The organism is Rhizobium sp. SVR5-9E, assembly GCF_056755095.1.
The window spans coordinates 1-238 of record NZ_JBNDHS010000711.1 but is presented as its reverse complement, the minus strand read 5'-3'; the positions used below and the strand labels follow the sequence as shown (position 1 = coordinate 238).

Below are 238 nucleotides of genomic sequence, written 5' to 3'. Positions count from 1 at the left end.
ATATTATACAAATGATGAAAATATGAAAAACGAAGATCAAGACTTTAAAGCAGTCTTTGGCACTTCACGTACCTTTACAGACTGGCTCCAAGATCCCGCAAACCCCTTGGTTTATTGTCTGCTTACATTGGACGGGAAAGATTTTCTTTCAAAAAACAGCTACACCGTAGAACTTCACCAGAAAACAGCCGATCATGATTGCTTTACCATTACCGTTCCGGATGACGCTGTAGATAGC

General features: G+C 40.3%; 1 protein-coding gene. It reads left to right on the top strand.

Features of this window, described 5'->3' with window-relative positions:
* Nucleotides 1-22: 22 nt before the first annotated feature.
* Nucleotides 23-238: hypothetical protein (locus tag ACPYOJ_RS36665; protein ID WP_481420583.1), on the top strand; the 216-nt coding region annotated here is incomplete at its 3' end.